The sequence below is a fragment of the Cellulomonas hominis genome, assembly GCF_901521055.1.
Taxonomy (GTDB): domain Bacteria; phylum Actinomycetota; class Actinomycetes; order Actinomycetales; family Cellulomonadaceae; genus Cellulomonas; species Cellulomonas endometrii.
This window is the reverse complement of the sequence record NZ_CABEGA010000073.1, coordinates 16,868-34,273: the sequence shown is the minus strand read 5'-3', so window position 1 is coordinate 34,273 and position 17,406 is coordinate 16,868. Positions and strand designations below refer to the sequence as shown.

Sequence of the window (17,406 nt, the reverse complement as noted above, 5' to 3'; positions counted from 1 at the left end):
AGGGCACGGGATCGTCGCGTCACGGTCCCAGCACCACCACGGCGTTGTGGCACGATGGCTGGCCGTGCGTGCCGACAGGCACGTCGCGGGAGGAGGCAAGGTGTCGGTGACGGCTGAGGACGGTGCGACGGTGACCGCGGAGCCGTCCGGCGGCAGCACGCGGCGGGGGCACCGGTGGCTCGCCCCGGTGCTGTGCGCCGTGGTGGTGCTGCTGGGGGTCGTGCTGGCCCTGTCGGCGCGCGTCGGCCCGACGCAGGGCGACGCCACGCAGCACTTCACCCTGACCGAGGGTGACGGCGTCCTGGCGTCGCACGAGCCGGTCGAGCTCGAGCTCACCGCCACGGAGGACGACCTCAGCGCCGTCGCGATGGTCCTCGGCACGTGGACGGACTCCGCGGTCTGCACGCTCACCGCGACGCTCTCGCAGGACGGGGAGCAGATCGCGACGCAGGACACCGAGTGCACGGACATCGAGGACACGTCGCTCACGCCGATCGTGACCTTCGACCCGATCCCGGACTCGGCGGACGAGGAGTACACGCTGACGCTCGCCGTCGACGAGGACTCGACGCTCCCGCCGGCGCTCTGGAAGACGCTGGACGGCACGCCGGCCGCGGTCGCGCTCTACGGGGACCACGAGCGGACGCTGCCGTCGGCCGCCGCCGAGGCGCTCGACCGGATCGCCGCCTACGCCCCGGCGTGGGGCTCGCCCGGCTGGGTGGTGGCCTTGTGCGTGCTGGTGCTCGCCTGCGTCGCCCTGCTGGCGCTGCGGCCCCGTTGGGGCCTGGTCACGGTGATCGTGCTGGTGGCCGCGCGCGGGCTGCTCTGGGCGGTCCTGATCCCGCCGCTGCAGGGCATGGACGAGCCCGCGCACTTCGCGAACGTGCAGTTCATCGCGGAAGAGGGCCGGCTGCCCAACTGGAGCACCGACGAGCGCTCGCAGGCCTACTCGGACTCCCTGTCCGCGGCCGCGCACGAGATGGGGGTCTCGCAGTTCCAGCCGACCGACCGGCCCGACTACGACGAGGAGTCCGTCGAGCACCTGCGCGAGGCCGACGCGGGAGTGGGGACGGAGTCGGACGGCACCGGCCCCGCGGCGTCCTACCCGCCGCCCTACTACGCGGTGGGTGCGGCGTTCTACCACTCCGCCGTGGACGACACCGTCGCCCAGGTCCACGCGGTGCGGCTGTGGTCCGTCGTGCTCGGTGTGGCGGCGATCGTGTTCGCGTGGCTGTTCGCGGGGGAGGTGCTGCCCGGCCGGCGCGCGGCGCGGGCCGGCCTCGTGACGGCGATCGCGCTCCAGCCGATGCTCGCGCACCAGTTCGCCCTGGTGAACAACGACGCCTGGGTGATCGCTGCCGGGTTCGCGGCCCTGTGGGTCGCGGCGCGCCTGGTCCGGTCCGCACGAGCGCCCTGGCTCATGCTGGCGGCCGGGGCGATCGCGGGGCTCGGTGCGCTCGGGAAGCCGTTCGCCGGGCTGATGGTCATCCCGATCGCGCTGGGGTGGCTGCTGGGCAAGATCCGCTACCGCGTGCGGGACTGGAAGGTGCTGCTCGGCGAGCCGGTCCTCGCCGCCGCGGGGGTCGCGGCCACGTACGGCGTCTGGCTGGTGGCGGCGCGGGTGCTCGGGATCGACACCGGCCTCGGCTTCCCGGAGGGCGCCCAGGACGGTCCGCGTGACCTCCTGACCTACGCGCGCAGCCAGCTCAGCCCGGACCTCGCCGAGTTCCGCCAGCTCTGGGTCGACCAGATGTGGGGCAACTTCGGCTGGGTGAACACGCCGCTCCCGTTCGGGGCGCAGCAGGTGATCTGGGTCCTCTACCTCGCGCTCGCCGCGGCCGTGCTGGTCTGGCTGGTCGTCCTGGTCCGCGAGCGGCGCGCCGGTACCGTCGACGCCGGGCTGCGGGACATCGACCGGTGGATCACCCTGTGCGTGCTCTCGGGTCTGGGCGTGCTGGCGGGGATGTACGCCGTGGAGTACGGGTTCTTCTCGTCCACCGGCCTGACGAACCTCCTGCAGGGCCGGTACCTGCTCAACGTGGTCCCCGCGCTGCTCGCCCTGCCCCCGCTGCTCGCGGAGCGGCTGAGCCGCCGGCGCCCGGCGGCGGCCGTCGCGGCGTGGACGGTGGCCGTGGGCGTGCTCGCGCTGCACGTCACCGGTGTCCTGGTCATCGCGCAGAAGTACTACCTCTGACGCGCGCACGGCCCGGGCGCGGCGTGGTCGCCGCGACCCGGGCCGCGCCGGGGGCCGGTGGTGCGCCTGCGTCAGCGGTCGCCGGACTCCAGCAGCCCGAGGAGGTAGGAGCCGTACCCGGACTTGACCAGGCCCTCCGCGCGCACGCGCAGCTCGTCGTCGGACAGGAAGCCGCGGCGCCAGGCCACCTCCTCCGGGGACCCGATCTTCATGCCCTGCCGGCTCTCGATGGTCCGGACGAAGTCGGACGCCTCGAGCAGCGAGTCGAACGTGCCGGTGTCGAGCCAGGCGGTGCCGCGGGGGAGGACCTCGACCTGCAGCCGGCCCTGCTCCAGGTAGTGCCGGTTCACGTCGGTGATCTCGTACTCGCCGCGCGCGGACGGCTTCAGGTCCCGCGCGATCTCGATGACGTCGTTGTCGTAGAAGTAGAGGCCGGGCACGGCGTAGGACGACTTCGGCTGCGCGGGCTTCTCCTCGAGGGAGAGCGCGCGGCCGGCGTCGTCGAACTCCACGACGCCGTACGCCGTCGGGTCCGCGACGCGGTACGCGAACACCGCTGCGCCGTCGATCTGCTCGAAGCGCTGCAGCTGGGAGCCGAGACCGTGCCCGTAGAAGATGTTGTCCCCGAGCACCAGCGCGGCGGCGTCGGTGCCCACGAAGTCGGCGCCGAGCACGAACGCCTGCGCCAGCCCGTTGGGCTCCGCCTGGACGGTGTAGCTGATCGAGATGCCGAACTGGGAGCCGTCGCCGAGCAGGCGGCGGAACTGCTCCGCGTCGTGGGGCGTCGTGATGACCAGGACGTCCTTGATCCCCGCCAGGATCAGCGTGGACAGCGGGTAGTAGATCATCGGCTTGTCGTACACCGGGACGAGCTGCTTGCTCACGCCGAGCGTGATCGGGTGGAGTCGGGTGCCGGACCCGCCGGCCAGGATGATGCCTCGCATGGTCATACAGTGTGGCCCATCGAGGCGGGCCGGACGGGTGACATCGGCGGCGGGGCGTGGTCACCGATGTCCGTTATGTGCCAATCTGTCCGAATTCGGGCGATGATGGGAGCGTGATGATCCGGATCTCGAGTGCCGAGCTGCACTACGCCTGGGGCTCGCCGTCCGCGATCCCCGGCCTCCTCGGCACGCCGGTGACGGGTGAGCCCGTGGCGGAGGCCTGGTTCGGCGCCCACCACGCCGGGCCCTCCCGCGTCGTCGCCGCGCCCTCCGCGCCGCACGGCGGCGAGACCCTCACCGAGGCGATCGCCCGCGACCCGCGTGGCGCCCTCGGCGACGGGGTGGTCGCCCGGTTCGGCCCCACGCTGCCGTACCTCCTCAAGGTGATCGCGGCCGACCGGCCGCTGTCCCTGCAGGTGCACCCGCACGTCGACGCGGCGCGCGAGGGGTTCGAGCGGGAGGAGGCCGCGGGCGTCCCGATCGACGCGCCGCACCGGTCGTACCGCGACCGCAACCACAAGCCCGAGCTCGTCTACGCGCTGACCCGGTTCGAGGCGGTCTGCGGGTTCCGCGCGCCCCGCCGCGCCGCGGAGCTGCTCGCCGGGCTGGACGCGCCGCTGGCCAAGGAGCTGCACGACGTGCTGGCGGACCAGCCCGACGCCCGCGGCATCGAGGCGGCGTTCACCCAGCTGCTGCAGCCCGGGACCCGTCCCGACGCGGTGGCGGTGCAGGGTGTCGTGGACGCCTGCAAGGCCCGCCTGGCCGACGGCTCCCCGTCGCCGCGCGCCGACCGGATCGTGGTCCGGCTCGCGGAGGCCTACCCCGGCGACCCCGGTGTCGTCACCTCGCTGCTGCTCAACCCCGTGACGCTGCACCCCGGCGACGCGCTGTTCGTCCCCGCCGGCGGCGTGCACGCGTACCTGAGCGGCGTGGGCGTCGAGATCATGGCGTCCTCGGACAACGTGCTGCGCGCCGGGCTCACCCCGAAGCACGTGGACGTCGCGGAGCTGCTGCGCAACGTCGACTACGTCGCGGCCCCGCCCATCCGGATCGCCCCCGAGCGGTTCCACGGCGCCACCCGCGTCTACTACGCGCCGGTCGACGACTTCGAGCTCTCGCTGAGCCACGTCGAGGACGAGTCGGTGCACCCGCTGCCCGGCCGCGGCCCGCGCATCGTGCTGTGCCTGGACGGCACCGTGACCGTCAAGGCGCGGTCCGGCTCGACGCTGGTGCTCGACCGCGGCGACGCGGCGTTCGTGCCGGCCTCCGACGGGCCGCTCGAGGTCCAGGGCAAGGCCCGCCTGGTCCAGGCCGACGTGCCCTGACCGTGCCGGGCGCGGGGCGCCGGTGAGCCCGGGCGGGGGCCGCTTTCAGCCCCGCGCGAGCGTGAGGTCGTGGTCGACCATCGCGCCGACCAGCGCGTCGAAGTCGTGCGTGCGCCGCCAGCCGAGCTCGCGCTCCGCCCGCCCGGGGTCGCCGACCAGCTCGGGCGCGTCGCCGGGGCGCAGGAGGGCGGCGTCCACCTCGACGTGCCGCTCCCAGTCCTCGACGCCCGCCCGGGCGAACGCGGCGCGCACGAAGTCGCCGACGCTGTGCGCCTGCCCGGTCGCGACGACCCAGTCGCCCGCCGCGGTGTGCCGCGCCGCGCGGACCATCGCGTCCACGTAGTCCGGCGCCCACCCCCAGTCCCGGCGGGCGTCCAGGTTGCCCAGCGTCAGCCGGTCGTCCAGCCCGAGCGCGATCCGCGCCGCGCCGCGCGTGATCTTGCGGGTCACGAAGGTCTCCGGGCGGCGCGGGGACTCGTGGTTGAACAGCACGCAGGACGCGACGTGCAGGCCGCGCTCCCGGTAGACGGCGGCCAGGTGGTGCGCGAACGCCTTCGCGGCCCCGTACGGGTTCCGCGGCGCGACGGGCGTCGACTCGTCCTGGGGGACGCGGTCCGGGTGCCCGAAGATCTCCGCCGACGACGCCTGCACCACCCGCACCGGCCTGCCGGCCGCGTCCTGGACGGCCAGCGCCGCGTCGAGCACGGTCAGCGGCGCGAGGCCGGAGAGCTCGGCGGTCGCCTCGGGCTCGCGCCAGGACAGCGCCACCGAGCTGATGCCGCCGAGGTTGTAGACCTCGTCCGGGGCGACCTGGAGCACCAGCGCGCGCAGGGCGGCGCGGTCGGCCAGGTCCACGCTGTGCGCGGTCCACGCCGTCCCCGGCGGCACCCCGTCCCCGGGGCGGACCACCCCGTGCACGTCGACGCCCTCCGCCAGCAGCCTCTCGACCAGGTACGACCCGTCCTGCCCGGTCGCGCCGGTGACCAGTGCGACGGTCACCCGACGAGGGCCCGCTGCTCGGCCAGGTCGTGCTCGACCATCATGGCGACCAGGGCCGGGAAGTCGACGGTCGGCTGCCAGCCCAGCACGTCGCGTGCCTTGGACGCGTCGCCGACCAGCAGGTCCACCTCCGCCGGGCGGACGAACTCCGGGTCGGTGCGCACCAGGTGCGACCAGTCGTCGATGCCGACGTGCGCGAACGCCGCGTCCAGCAGGTCCCGGATGGAGTGCGTCGCGCCGGTCGCGACCACGTAGTCGTCGGGCTCGTCCTGCTGCAGCATCCGCCACATCGCCTCGACGTAGTCGCCGGCGAAGCCCCAGTCACGGCGCGCCTCGAGGTTGCCGAGCACCAGCTCGTCCTGCAGGCCGAGCGAGATGCGGGCGACCGCCCGGGACACCTTGCGGGTGACGAACTCCGGGCCGCGGCGCGGGGACTCGTGGTTGAACAGGATCCCCGACGAGGCGTGCATCCCGTACGACTCGCGGTAGTTGATCGTCATGTAGTGGCCGAACACCTTGGCCACGCCGTACGGCGACCGGGGCCAGAGCAGCGTGGTCTCGCGCTGCGGGACCTCCTGCACCTTGCCGAACATCTCCGAGGACGACGCCTGGTAGAACCGCACGCGGCGCGGGTCGTCGCCGCAGTGCAGCCGCACCGCCTCGAGCATGTTCAGGACGCCGGCGGCGGTGACGTCGGTCGTGATGCGGGCGTTCTGCCAGGAGTAGGCGACGTAGGAGATCGCGCCCAGGTTGTAGACCTCGTCGGGGCGGGCGACGGCCAGCGCGCCCATCAGGCTCGACATGTCGGTCAGGTCGCCCGTCAGGACGTGGACCTCCGGGACGGCCTCGCGCACCAGGGCGATCTTCGGGTTGTTCTGCCCCCGCACCAGCCCGAACACCTCGTACCCCTTCGCGAGCAGCAGCTCGGCGAGGTACAGGCCGTCCTGGCCGGTGATGCCCGTGATGAGTGCGCGTGCCATGTGGTCTCCGGTTCCGTCGGGGGCGCGGCGCAGCGGCTCTGCACGTCGGCCCTGGTGGCTAGGCTACCGACGACCCGCGGCCGGCCGGTGCGGGGCGGTCCGGCGAACGGTCGTGAGCGGGTGTGAGCAGCGCATGAAGGTCGTCGTGCAGGTCCCGTGCCTCGACGAGGAGGCGACGCTCGGCGCGGTGCTGTCCTCGATCCCGCGGCACATCGACGGCGTGGACGAGATCGCGGTCGTGGTCGTCGACGACGGGTCCACCGACCGCACCGCGGAGATCGCCCGGGAGCACGGCGCCGCGGTCGTGCGGCACGCGCGGACGATGGGGCTCGCGCGCTCGTTCCGGGACGGCGTCGACTGGGCGCTCGCGCACGGGGCGGACGTCGTGGTGAACACCGACGGCGACGACCAGTACCCGCAGGACCGGATCGGCGACCTCGTGCGGCCGGTCCTGGAGGGCGTGGCGGACGTGGTGATCGCCGACCGGCAGACGGCGACGATCGCGGAGTTCTCCTGGTTCAAGAAGCGGATGCAGCGGTTCGGCAGCGCGGTCGTGAACGGCGCGGCGGACACCCGGCTGCCGGACGCGGCCAGCGGGTTCCGGGCGTACTCCCGGGGCGCGCTGCTGCGGCTCAACGTGCTCACCGACTTCTCGTACGCGATGGAGACGATCATCCAGGCCGGCCACAAGCGGCTGCGGATCGTCAGCATCCCGGTGGTCACCCACGCCAAGACGCGCGAGTCCCGGCTGTTCCGCAGCGTGTTCCACCACATGGCCCGGTCCGCGTCGGCCATCGTGCGGTCGTACCTGATGTACAAGCCGTACGTGGTGTTCGCGACGCTCGCCGCGGTGTTCGGCGTGCTGGCGCTCGTCCCGATGGTGCGGTTCCTGGTGCTGTGGGTGGCGAACGGGCAGGCGGGGAACGTCCAGTCGCTGATCTTCGGGGCGATCATGGCCGTCGCGTGCCTGCTGTCGGCGGCGCTGGGGGTGCTGTCGGACCTGCTGCGCACCAACCGGGTGCTGCTGGAGGAGCAGCTGGAGCGGACCAAGCGCCTGCAGTACGACGCCCGGGAGGACCTGCCGTGACCGCCGGCTCGATCGGCCGCACCGCGTACGTGGGGCTGTGGCGGTCCGCGCGGCGGGCCGCCGAGGCCGCAGGGGCGCTCGGCGCCCTGGACCGGCGGGGCCGGGCGCACCCGGGCGGCCTGGCGGCCCACACGCGGTCGCTGTTCGCGATCCACGACGCCGCCGACCTCGTGGCCCTCGACGTGCCGTGGTGGACGTACGGTGCCGCGGCGCGCGTCGAGGAGCGCCTCGCCGAGCTGGGCGGGTCCGCGCGGGTGTTCGAGTACGGCTCCGGGGCGTCGTCCATCTGGCTGGCCCGGCGCGCCGCGCAGGTGACGAGCGTCGAGCACCACGCCGGGTTCGCCGCGCTGGTCCGGGACCTCGCCCGCGACGCCGGCGTGGCGGACCGGCTGGAGCTCCTGGAGGTCGCGCCCGAGGAGTCCCGCGCGCCGGTGGTGCCCTCCGGCCGGCGGGGCGAGGAGGGGCTCGACTACGCGGCGTACGTGCGCGCGATCGACCGGGTGCCCGGCGAGCTGGACCTCGTCGTGGTCGACGGCCGCGCGCGCACCGCCTGCGTCGAGGCCGCGGCCCGGCGCCTGGCACCGGGCGGGATCGTGCTGCTGGACGACAGCCAGCGTCCCCGGTACGCCGCGGCGCTCGCCGGCTCCGGGCTGGCCGTGCACCGCTACCGCGGCTGGGTGCCGTCGCTGCCGTACCCCCGGGAGTCGGCGGTGCTCACGCTGCCCGCCCGGCCGTGACGGCCGCCGGGGGCACGCCGGCCCGGCCGGCGGTCCCGCGCGCCCCGGCCGTCGTCCGCGCGCTGCTCGCGCTGCCGGACCGGCTGCCCGTCGTGCTGCTGGCGCTCGGGCTGGCGGGGCTGGTCGCGGTGCTGCTCGGCGCGTTCCGCCCCGTCGTGGTGCTCGCGCTCGCGGCCGCGCTCACCGCCGCGACCTGGCGCTGGGTCCCGCGCGCGCCGCGTGCGTCCGCCGCGCAGACCGGGGCGCTGGCCGCCGTCCTGGTGCTGTGCGCGGGGTGGGTCGTGCTCGGCCTGCGGTCCGTCGCCGAGTACGTCGTCGTCAACCGGGACCCCGGGTTCCTCACGCTGCAGGCCCTGTGGCTCACCGACCACGCCGCGGCACCGGTCCCCGTCGGGTCGGCGGCCGACGCCGCGGTCGCCGGGGCGAGCGCGGGCACCGAGGCGTTCTGGCTGCACGACGGCCACCTGTACGCGCAGGGCAACAAGATGCTCCCGGCGCTGCTGGCGATGCAGGGCTGGCTGGGCGGCGAGCGCGCGGTGCTGGCCGGGAACCTGGCGATCGGGGTGGTGGCGCTCCTGGCGGTGTTCGCGGCGGCGCGCCGGTTCGCGGGCCCCCTGTGGGCGCTCGTGCCCACCGCCGCGCTGGCGCTGAGCCTGCCGTTCGGCACCTTCACCCGCGCGGCGTACACCGAGCCGCTCACCGTGGCGTTCCTGTGCGGCGGCCTCGCGGTCGCGCACGGGGTGTGGCGCCGGGAGGCCGGGGCGGGACCGCACGTGCTGGTCGGGACGCTGCTCGGCGCGGTCGCGGCGGCGCGGATCGACGGGGCGGTGGTGGTGATCGGGCTGGCGCTCGGGTACGTGCTGGTCGCGGCGTCCCCGCTGGGCCGGCGGGACCGGCGCGCGGCGGTGCGGGCGGCGCTCGCGGCGATCGGCGCCGGGGTCGCGATGGCGGCGCTCGGGATGACCGACGTGCTGCTGCTCAGCCCGGAGTACGTGCGCGTCCACACCGCGCAGCTGACCAGCCTCCTGGCCGTCACCGGCGTGCTGGTGGTGCTGGCGGTGGCGGCCCTGCTGCTGCCCGCGGCGTGGCTGGCCCCGGTGCGCCGGCTCGTCCACGGCCGGGCGCGGGTGCTCGGCCGGGCGGCCGCGGGGACGGCGCTGCTGGTCGGGGTGGTGCTCGCGAGCCGGCCGCTGTGGTGGGAGGGCCACCACACCGACCCCGCCTCCGGCTTCGGGTACGCGGTCCAGGTGCTGCAGGCCGCGGCGGGGCAGCCGCTCGACGCCTCCCGGTCCTACGACGAGCAGACCCTCGCCTGGGTGTCCTGGTACCTCGGTGTCCCGGCCGTCGTGCTCGGGTTCGCGGGGCTGGCGCTGCTCGCGTGGCGGGCCGTCGCGCGGCGGGACCCCGCGGCGACGGTGCTCGTCGCGGTGGTCGGGGTCGCGGCGGTGTTCCCGCTGGTGCGGGTCAGCATCACGCCCGACCAGATCTGGGCGGTCCGGCGGCTGCTGCCCGCGACGTTCCCGGGGCTGCTCGTCGCCGGGGCGTGCGCGCTGGCGGCGCTCGCGGGGCCGTGGCCTGTCCGCGCGCCCGGCGGCGGGGGGGCCGGGCCGTGGACCCTCGTGCGGCGGGCGACCGCGGCGGGTCTCGCGGCCGCGGTGGTCGCGTTCCCGGTCACGACGTGGGGATCCGTCTCCGGCACCGTGGAGCTGTCGGGCCGCGCGACGCAGGCGCACGCGGTGTGCGACGAGCTCGCGGACCTCGGGGTGCGGCGGGTCGTGTGGACGCACTCCAGCCCGTTCCGGTACCTCGCGACGCTGCGGGTGGTGTGCGACGTCGAGGTGGTCGAGTACCTGGAGCCGCCGAGCGCCGCCGACCTCGCGGCGGTGCGGTCCGCGTGGGGCGGGGAGCCGGTCGCGGCGCTGAGCTTCGACGTCACCGACTACCCGTGGACAGCCCCGCCCGTGGCGTCCGTCGGGGGGACGGCGTCGACGACCCTCGGCCGCACGCTGACCGGCCCGCCGACCGCGGTGGACACGACGTGGAGCGAGGTGTGGGTGGGCCTGGTGCAGCCCGACGGCTCCGTCGCGCCGGCGGGGTGAGGGGCGCGGCGGGGAGAGGTGCGGCGGGGTGACGGACCTGGCGGGCGTCAGAGCCGCGCGGTGACCCGCTCGGTGGCGACCACCCGCTCGACCCGCGCGGCGTCGTCCCCGGGCTCCGGCCGCAGCAGCACGACGGAGCCGCCCTCGGCGAGCACGCCCAGCACCGCGAGCAGCGCCGTCGCCGTCGCCGCCCGGTCGTCGGTGGCGGTCAGCAGCGTCCGGGACCCGTCGGGCACCGGGGCGGCGTCGGCGGCCGCCGCGAGCAGCGCCGCGTGCGGCAGGTCGCCCAGCGCGGGCCGGTCGGGCTCGGGCACCGGCGCCCAGCCGATCACGTCGCCGTAGGTCATGACCGACTGGGCAGCGTCGAGCGCCCCGGGCGGCAGGGCGCCGTCGAACCGCCGCGCGAGCGCCGGCAGGGCCACGGCGACCACCCCGGCGCCCCGGGGCAGGTCCAGCTCGCCCGGCCGGTCGGACACGACGACGTCCACGTCGCCGGCCGCGGGGCCGTCCGCGCCCTGGGTGACCACGGTCGCGCCGAGCCGCCAGGCGGCGAGCGCCCAGACGACCGTCCGCCAGTGCGGCGGGAGGTCCAGCAGCACCCGCGTCCCCGGTCCGGCGTCGAGCTCCTCGACGAGCAGGTTGGTGGTCTTGCTCACCCAGTTGTCGAGGACCGCGCCGGAGAGCTCGATGCGCTCGCCCGCGGGTCCGTACCAGGTCAGGCGCGGGTGGCCCGGCTCGCTGAGCAGGGCGGACAGGACGTGGGGGAGGTCGGCGGCACGGCGGGGGTTCGTCGGGGGCACGCGAGCAGCCTAGGTCCGGGGACCGCCGGCCCGCTGTCCCGCATGCTGACGGGCAACCGGACATATCGCCCGGTGAGGGGTGCAATAGCACTCTTCCGCTTGACTACGCCGAACGACACGCGTGTAATTCCCCCAGAAGGGCTTCGTCACGAGGCCTGACACAGCACCGCACCATCATCACCGAGCACGACGGGGGAGGCACACATGTGGAGTCTGCTCGACGACGAGGGATCCTTCCCGTCGGACGCCCACACACCCAAGCAGGACGGTCTCGCCAGCGTGCTGCCGATGTTCGGCACGCCCGAGGACGACGGCATCATGGGCTGGCAGGAGCGCGCGCTGTGCGCCCAGACCGACCCCGAGGCCTTCTTCCCCGAGAAGGGCGGCTCGACGCGCGAGGCCAAGAAGGTCTGCACCGGCTGCGAGGTCCGGGCCGAGTGCCTGGAGTACGCGCTGGCCAACGACGAGCGGTTCGGCATCTGGGGCGGACTGTCGGAGCGAGAGCGCCGCAAGCTCAAGCGGCGTGTGGTCTGAGCCGCGCCCGCCGGGGCGCATGATGTCGTGAGCATGTCCGACGTCCCGCCCTCCGGCGCGCCCGCCACGGGCTCCCTGACCGCCACGGCCCCCGTCACGGCGGTCGTGGTCGCCCGTGGCGCCACCCCCTTCCTCCCGACGACGCTCCGCGCGCTCGCGGCCCAGCGCCGCGCGCCGGCCCGGGTGCTGCTCGTCGACGTCGGCGACCGGCCCGACCCGGCCCTCGCCGCGGTGCTGCGCGACGCGGGACTCCCTGCCGGGTCCACCACGCTCCTCACCGCCCCGCGGGCCCGGACCTTCGGCGACGCCGTGCGCACCGCGCTGGCCGCCGACAGCGGCGCCCAGCGGTGGCTGTGGCTGCTGCACGACGACTCCGCCCCCGACCCCGCCGCGCTCGCCGAGCTGGTCCGCGCCGTCGATGCCGCCCCGTCCGTCGGCGTGGCCGGCGTGAAGCAGCGCACCTGGACCGCACCCGCGCGCCTGCTCGAGGTCGGGGTCCGCACGTCGCGCTCCGGCCGCCGGATGACCGACGTCGAGCCCGGCGAGGTCGACCAGGGTCAGCACGACGGCCGCGAGGACGTGCTCGGCGTCGGCATGGTCGGCGCGCTCGTCCGGCGCGACGTCTGGGAGGAGCTGCGCGGCACCGACCCGGCCCTCGGGCCGTTCGGCGACGGGCTCGACCTGTCGCGCCGCGCCCGCCTCGCGGGGCACCGCGTCGTCGTGGTGCCGTCCGCCGTCGTCCGGCACGCCCAGGCGTCGTACCACGGGCTGCGGGACCACGGCGAGGACCTCGGCGCCTTCGTCGACCTGGACGCCGACGGCGAGCCCGACGTCGCCGAGCCCCGCCGCTCGTACGCCGCCCGCCGCACGGCGCTGCTGCACCAGCGGCTCGTCTGGGCGCCCCTGCCGCTGCTGCCGCTCGTCGCCGTCATGGCCGTGCTCGCGGGCGCCGTCCGGGTGCTCGTCCGGATCGCCACCAAGGAGCCCGCGCTCGCGGCCGCGGAGGTCGCGGCACCGCTGCGCGCGCTCGGCCGGCCCGCCGCCGTCGTGCGCGCCCGTGCACAGGCCCGCCGGACCCGGAGGGTGCCCCGGCGCACCCTCCGCCCGCTCCAGGCGGACCTGCGCACGGTCTGGCAGCAGTGGCGCGACCGGCGCCTCACCCGGGCCGAAGCCCGGCGGGTCGTCCGCGCGCCGTCGGAGCTGGAGCTGCGGGAGCTCGCCGCGCTGGCGGTGCGACGCCGCGCCGGTCTCGTCGTCGTCGTCGTGGCGCTCGTCGCCGTCACCGCCGCCGCGTTCGGACCGCTCGTCCTCGGGGTGCTGAGCGGGGAGACGCTGGCCGGTGGCGCGCTGCTGCCCGCGGCCGCCGGGCTCCGCGACCTCTGGGACGCGGCGACGAGCGGCTGGGTCTCCGGTGAGCTCGGCGCGCCCGGCCCTGCCGACGCCTTCCTCAGCGCCCTGCTGCCGGGCACCGCGGTCGCCGGCGGGAGCCTCGGGGTCGCGCTCGCCGTGCTCGTGCTGGGCGGGATGCTGCTGTCCGGCCTCGGCGCGTGGTTCGCCGCCGGTGCCGCCACACGCTCCGTGACCGTGCGGGTCTGGGCGGCGATCGTGTGGGCCGCGCTGCCCAGCCTCCTGCTCGCCGCCGGCCAGGGCCGTGCGGGCGCCGTGCTCGTGCACGCGGCCCTGCCGTGGCTCGTGCTGGCGCTCGCCCGGGCGGTCGGGGTGCAGCAGGTGGACGAGGTGCTGTCCGGCGTCGCGACCGCCGCGCGCACCGACGACGCCGCCGGGGCCGTGCGCGACCCCGGCGCGGAGGAGTGGCCCGACCCCGAGGCGTGGGCCCGGGCCGGCGAGGCCCCGCGTGGGCGCCGCCGGCGGCGGGCGGGCGACGAGGACCGCGACGCCGCGACGCGGGACCAGGCGGCGACGCCGGAGGGTGCGACGACCCCGGAGGGCGCGACGCCGCCGGAGGGTGCGACGACGCCGGCCGACGGGGACGACGCGCGAGACGGCCTCCGGGGCGACCGCGACGGCGACGTGGCTGCCGCGTCGACCAGCGAGCTCGACGCCGTGACCCCCGTGCGCGGCACGCGCGCCGTCGTGAACCCGCCGGCCCGGACGTCGGTCACCGCCCGGGTCGACGGCGCGGACTCTGCCGCGGACGGTGACGGGGAGCCTGACGCGGACCCTGCTGCTGACTCTGCCGCGGACGGTCCTGCTGGCGGCGGCGACCTGCCCCGCGCGGAGACCGCCGGCGTCGGGGCGCCCACGGCGGCCGCGGAGCCCGTCGCCACGCCCCTCGGCACCGACGCGAGCGCGATCCCCGAGGGCCCCGCGACGGCCTCGCCCGCCCGCCCGTCGGGCTCGATCGCCGCGGCCGCCGCCGCGTCGCTCGCGTTCGCCGCCGTCGCCGCCGGTGCACCCGCCCTGCTGCTCCCGGGCGTCCTGCTGCTGCTCCTGATCGCCGCCTGCGCCCCGCGGGGCCGGCGGCTGCGTGTCGTGCTGGCGGCCGTGCCCGCGCTCGTCCTGCTCGGCCCCGCGCTCGCGGAGGCGGCGTCCCGCGGCGTGCAGGGGCTGCGCCTGCTGCTCGCCGACCCCGGGTCGCCGCTGGCCTCCGCGCCGGCCTCCCCGGTGGCGACGCTGCTCGGCGTGCCGGTCGACGCCCCGGGCCTGGTCCCGTCGTGGCTGCCGTCCTGGGTGCCGGACGTGGTCGGCGACTGGTGGCCGGCCGCGACCGGCGGGGCGGTGCTGCTGCTCGCGCTGCTGGCACTGCTGCGCGGCGCACCGCAGGCGCGCGTGGTGCGGATCGGCTGGTGCGCCGCGGCCGTCGGGCTCGCCGTCGCGCTGGTCGCCGGCCGGGTGGCCGTCGGTCAGGACGACGGCGTGCTCGTGCCCGGCTGGGCCGGGTCGGGCGTGTCGCTCGCGATGGCCGGCCTGCTCGCCGCCGCCGTCACCGGCACCCGCGGGCTGCGCGCGTGGCTCGACCGCGCGTCGTTCGGCTGGCGCCAGGTGACGGCGGGGGTCGTCACGCTCGTCGTCGTGCTGCTGCCGCTCGCCGCCTGGGCGGGCTGGGCGGGGGAGGCGCGTGCCGGCGGCACCGACCTCACGACGATGTCGCGCGCGGTGGTGCCGGCGATCGGCCGCCAGACGCAGGAGTCCGAGGACGCCCCGCGCGTGCTCGCGCTCGTCCCGACCACCGGCGACGTCGTGGACTGGCAGCTGCTGCGCGGCAACGGCCCGCAGGTGGTCGAGGACGCCGCCGCGGTCCGCACCCGCGAGCTGCGCGGGTCCCTCGCCGACCCGGCCGTCGCGGACCCCGACGACGCGACCGCGGAGCTGCAGGGCGTCGTCGGCGCGCTGTCGGTCGGGTCGAGCACCGACGTGGCGGCCGACCTCGCGGCGCTGGCTGTCGCAGACGTGCTGGTCCCGCCGCTCACCGAGGCGGGCGACGTCGCGCTGGACCAGGCCCGCACGGCGCTGGTCGGACGGCTCGACGCGACCCCCGGGCTCGAGCGCATCACGGAGGGCGTCGCCGGGGTCATCTGGCGGGTGCAGCCGTCGGGCGCCGCCGTGGGCGAGGACGCCGCGGACACCGACGACACCGACGACACCGACGACACCGAGCAGGCGGACGTCGCAGCAGCAGCCTCTGTCGTCGCCGCCTGGGCCCGCCTGGTGCCGGACGCCACCGCCGCGCAGGACGCCGCGGGGCTCGCCGGCGCGGACGCCACCGCCGTGCCCGCCGTGCCGGGCGTGGTGGGCCGCGTCGACACCCGGATCGAGGCCGGCGACGCGGCCCGGCTGCTGGTGCTCGCCGAGCGTGCGGACGCCGGCTGGCACGCCACGCTCGACGGCGTCCCGCTGCGCGCGGTGACGGACGGGTGGCGGCAGACGTTCGAGGTCGGGGCGGACGGCGGCCGGCTGGTCGTCGCGCACAGCGCCCCCGACCGGACCATGTGGACGGTGGCGCAGGGGGTGGTGCTGCTGCTCGCGGTGCTGCTGGCGCTGCCGGTCCGGCGCAGGCGGGCGGGGAGACGATGACCGCGGACGTGAACGCGAGCGACCACCAGGAGCCGGGCGTGCCGACGCCGCGTCGCTCCCGCGCGGCCCGGGTGGCGCGCGTGCTGTCCGGCGTCCTGGTGCTGGGCCTGACCGGCGGGGTGGTCGCCCTGGCCGTCGCGGCGCCCCCGGCCGGCTCGGACCCGGTGCCCGCGAGCACCGTCGACGTGCCGGCCGCCGCCGCGACCCTCGTGTGCCCGGGCCCGCTGCAGCTGCCCGACGACACGACGTCCGGCGACTCCGCGTTCGACCGGGTCCCGGTCGCGCCGAACGAGTCCGTCAGCGCCTTCGACACCGGGTCGTCCGGCACGGCGTCGCTCACGCCGCTCGACGGTGCGGGTGTGGCGCTCGACGCCGGCACCGGGCGCCTCACCTCGCCGACGGCGCCGGTGATCCTGCGGGCCGAGCCCCTGGACGGCGAGCCGGCGCGGGTGGCGGGGGCGACCTCGTCGATCGTCACCGACGGCGACCTGCGGGGCCTGTCGGCCGCGTCCTGCACCCCGCCCACCGCCGACGTATGGCTGGTCGGCGGCAGCACCGAGCTGCAGAGCACCGCGGACCTGGTCGTCGTGAACCCCGGGGCGACCGCCGCCGACGTCACCGTCGAGGTGTGGGGGCCGTCCGGCCGGGTCGAGCTCGCGGACGGCGGCCGCCTGCTCGTGGCACCGGGCGCGCAGCAGGTCGTCGTCCTGCCGGGCGTCGCCGCGGAGCAGCGCCGGACGGTCGTGCACGTCTCCGCCTCCGGCGGTCAGGTCGCGGCGTACGTGCAGGACTCGCTGCTGGACGGGTTCACCCCGCGGGGCACCGACCTGGTCGCGGGCGGAGCGGCCCCGGCCACCACCCAGGTCGTCCCCGGGCTGTCCGTGCCGGGCACCGCGGTCGACGCCGCCGACGCCGGCGCCCTGCGGCTGCTGGCCCCGGGCGACGAGCCCGCGACCGTGTCCGTGCGCCTGCTCGGTCCGGACGGCGACGTCGTCCTGCCCGGCGCGGAGGCGGTGGACCTGGCACCCGGCGAGGTGACGGACCTGTCGCTCGGCGGCCTGGCGGCCGGCACTTACACCGCCGTCGTCGAGTCGACCGCGCCGGTCGTCGCCGGCGGGATGGTCGCGCGGACGGGCGACCCCGGCGAGCTCGACGAGCAGCCGCGGCTCGAGCGCGCCTGGGCCCCCGCGACGAGCACCGGCAGCGGCCTGGTCGCCGTCCCCGCCGGGACGGTCGGGACGCTCGCGCTCGGGGCCGTCCCCACCGGCGACGACAGCGGTGCCGCGCCGACCCCGACGCCCTCGGCGACCCCCACCCCCGAGCCGACGCAGGGCCAGCGACCCGACCCGGCCGCCACCGCCGAGCCCCAGGGCCCGGCAGTGACGGTGACCGTGCGCGCCCACGGTGCGACCGGCGTGGTCGGGGAGCAGGACGTCGAGGTGCCCGTCGGCTCCACGGTGACGCTCGACGTCCGCCGGCTCGGCAACGGGGTCGTCGGGGTCGAGGTGCTGGCACCGGACGACGACTCCGTCGACGTCGCGTGGTCGCTGGTGGCGTCGGTGTCCCGTGCGGACGGGGCCTTCCTGTCCGTCGTCGGGCCGCTCACCGACGCCGACGCGGTGACGCAGGCCGAGGTCCGCGAGGGGCGCCGGCTCGGCGTCGGCTGACGGCC

At 76.7% G+C, this 17,406-nt stretch carries 12 protein-coding genes; 8 read left to right on the top strand and 4 right to left on the bottom strand.

Annotation, left to right across the window (positions count from 1 at the left end):
• Positions 1–106 precede the first annotated feature (106 nt).
• A complete protein-coding gene (locus tag KJP73_RS16885; RefSeq protein ID WP_213284043.1) occupies positions 107–2,194 on the top strand; it encodes a DUF2142 domain-containing protein in 2,088 nt (695 codons plus the stop codon).
• 71 nt (positions 2,195–2,265) lie between these two features.
• On the opposite strand, the gene rfbA is transcribed toward KJP73_RS16885, so the two are convergent.
• Positions 2,266–3,138 (bottom strand): glucose-1-phosphate thymidylyltransferase RfbA, encoded by an 873-nt coding sequence (gene rfbA, locus KJP73_RS16880; protein WP_213284042.1) that lies wholly within the window; start codon positions 3,136–3,138, stop codon positions 2,266–2,268.
• A 116-nt stretch (positions 3,139–3,254) separates the two neighbouring features.
• Between rfbA and manA the strand changes: the two genes are divergently transcribed.
• Positions 3,255–4,463, top strand: coding sequence for a mannose-6-phosphate isomerase, class I (gene manA, locus KJP73_RS16875; RefSeq protein ID WP_213284041.1), 1,209 nt, complete (start codon positions 3,255–3,257; stop codon positions 4,461–4,463).
• Between the two features lie 45 nt (positions 4,464–4,508).
• On the opposite strand, the gene KJP73_RS16870 is transcribed toward manA, so the two are convergent.
• Together KJP73_RS16870 and KJP73_RS16865 are read right to left on the bottom strand one after the other, a co-directional pair.
• Entirely contained in the window at positions 4,509–5,462 is a 954-nt protein-coding gene (locus KJP73_RS16870) for a GDP-mannose 4,6-dehydratase (protein ID WP_213284040.1), read from the bottom strand.
• Complete coding sequence (locus tag KJP73_RS16865; RefSeq protein ID WP_213284039.1) at positions 5,459–6,442, bottom strand: GDP-mannose 4,6-dehydratase; 984 nt, start codon at positions 6,440–6,442, stop codon at positions 5,459–5,461. The genes KJP73_RS16870 and KJP73_RS16865 overlap by 4 nt, the downstream gene beginning before the upstream one ends.
• Positions 6,443–6,575: 133 nt before the next feature.
• Between KJP73_RS16865 and KJP73_RS16860 the strand changes: the two genes are divergently transcribed.
• The 3 genes from KJP73_RS16860 to KJP73_RS16850 are packed head-to-tail and all read left to right on the top strand — an operon-like array spanning position 6,576 to position 10,365.
• Positions 6,576–7,529 (top strand): glycosyltransferase family 2 protein, encoded by a 954-nt coding sequence (locus KJP73_RS16860; protein ID WP_213284038.1) that lies wholly within the window; start codon positions 6,576–6,578, stop codon positions 7,527–7,529.
• Complete coding sequence (locus tag KJP73_RS16855) at positions 7,526–8,266, top strand: class I SAM-dependent methyltransferase (RefSeq protein ID WP_213284037.1); 741 nt, start codon at positions 7,526–7,528, stop codon at positions 8,264–8,266. The genes KJP73_RS16860 and KJP73_RS16855 overlap by 4 nt, the downstream gene beginning before the upstream one ends.
• Complete coding sequence (locus tag KJP73_RS16850) at positions 8,263–10,365, top strand: hypothetical protein (RefSeq protein ID WP_213284036.1); 2,103 nt, start codon at positions 8,263–8,265, stop codon at positions 10,363–10,365. The genes KJP73_RS16855 and KJP73_RS16850 overlap by 4 nt, the downstream gene beginning before the upstream one ends.
• A 47-nt stretch (positions 10,366–10,412) precedes the next feature.
• On the opposite strand, the gene KJP73_RS16845 is transcribed toward KJP73_RS16850, so the two are convergent.
• Positions 10,413–11,165, bottom strand: coding sequence for a TIGR03089 family protein (locus KJP73_RS16845; RefSeq protein ID WP_249669481.1), 753 nt, complete (start codon positions 11,163–11,165; stop codon positions 10,413–10,415).
• 288 nt (positions 11,166–11,453) lie between these two features.
• On the opposite strand from KJP73_RS16845, the gene KJP73_RS16840 reads away from it, so the two are divergent.
• Genes KJP73_RS16840 through KJP73_RS16830 form a run of 3 tightly spaced genes read left to right on the top strand, consistent with a single transcriptional unit; the run spans position 11,454 to position 17,401 of the window.
• Positions 11,454–11,699 (top strand): WhiB family transcriptional regulator, encoded by a 246-nt coding sequence (locus KJP73_RS16840; RefSeq protein ID WP_282948175.1) that lies wholly within the window; start codon positions 11,454–11,456, stop codon positions 11,697–11,699.
• 33 nt (positions 11,700–11,732) lie between these two features.
• A complete protein-coding gene (locus tag KJP73_RS16835; RefSeq protein ID WP_213284035.1) occupies positions 11,733–15,734 on the top strand; it encodes a glycosyltransferase family 2 protein in 4,002 nt (1,333 codons plus the stop codon).
• Complete coding sequence (locus tag KJP73_RS16830; RefSeq protein WP_213284034.1) at positions 15,731–17,401, top strand: DUF5719 family protein; 1,671 nt, start codon at positions 15,731–15,733, stop codon at positions 17,399–17,401. Before KJP73_RS16835 ends, KJP73_RS16830 begins: the two co-directional genes overlap by 4 nt.
• The last annotated feature ends 5 nt before the right edge of the window (positions 17,402–17,406 follow it).